Origin of the sequence: Blautia sp. 1001283B150304_161114_C9, from assembly GCF_015668165.1 — a bacterium.
Taxonomy (GTDB): Bacteria; Bacillota; Clostridia; order Lachnospirales; family Lachnospiraceae; genus Blautia_A; species Blautia_A wexlerae.
Window position 1 is genome coordinate 7,129 of sequence record NZ_JADPGO010000059.1, and the last position, 1,219, is coordinate 8,347.

1 protein-coding gene is annotated in these 1,219 nt (G+C 42.1%); it reads left to right on the plus strand.

The features are described 5' to 3' along the window. Positions 1 to 1,079, plus strand: a 1,079-nt coding sequence (locus tag I4V44_RS16765; protein WP_196002997.1) for a tyrosine-type recombinase/integrase, incomplete at its 5' end; no start/stop codon positions are given. Positions 1,080 to 1,219: the final 140 nt, after the last annotated feature.

Consider the following 1,219-nt stretch of genomic DNA (forward strand, 5'->3'; position numbering starts at 1 on the left):
AGGAAGAAGAACTGAAAACCGGGACACTCAGCAACGGCACAGTGGAAAATTATCTTGGTGCAATCCGCTGTATCAAAAAACACCCGATTGCAGACCGCAAACTGAAAACAGTTACTGCCGAACATTTACAGGCATTTCTTGATCTGCTTACATTCGGTGGTGAGTTTCCAGACGGGAAAGTAAGAAAGGGATACAGCAAAGATTATATCCATTCTTTTTCCGCAGTGTTACAGCAGTCATTCCGTTTTGCAGTATTTCCAAAACAACTAATCAGTTTCAATCCGATGCAATATATCAAACTGAAACGACAGGCAGAGGAAGTTGACCTCTTTTCCGATGATGAAGTGGAAGAAGGCACACAACCGATTTCGCATGATGATTACGAGCAACTTATCAAGTATCTGGAAAAGAAAAACCCACCTGCCATTCTACCGATTCAGATTGCGTATTATGCCGGGCTCCGTATCGGAGAAACCTGTGGTCTTACATGGCAGGACATTAACCTTGAGGAACAATGCCTGACCATAAAACGCAGTATCCGCTACGACGGCATGAAACACAAAAACATTATTGGACCAACGAAGCGGAAAAAAGTTAGGATTGTTGATTTTGGCGATACCCTGACTGAAATACTGAAAGCTGCCAGAAAGGAACAACTCAAAAACCGGATGCAGTATGGCGAATTATATCACCGCAATTACTACAAAGAAGTTCATGTGAAAAACAGAGTCTATTATGAATACTATCACCTTGACGGAACGCAGGAAGTCCCGGCAGATTACAAAGAAATCTCCTTTGTCTGCTTAAGACCGGATGGCTCTTTGGAACTGCCGAGTACACTCAGCATTGTATGCAGATCAGTGTCAAAGAAACTGGAAGGATTTGAAGATTTCCATTTCCACCAGTTACGTCACACCTACACCAGCAATCTGCTTTCCAATGGGGCTGCACCGAAAGATGTACAGGAACTGTTAGGACACTCTGATGTCAGTACCACAATGAATATTTACGCTCACTCAACAAGAAAAGCAAAACGGGATTCCGCAAGACTTCTTGATAAAGTAGTGAGCAATGCTTAACTAAAAATTTCCCTTATTTCCCTTGCGGATTCCGCATAAGGGCAAAAATAAGGGAAAATACATATCATTTCACTATCTAAGAGGCTGTAAGCCTTGAAAAATAAGGAAAGTTCAGGAAATCTCTCCACAAATTCCGATTG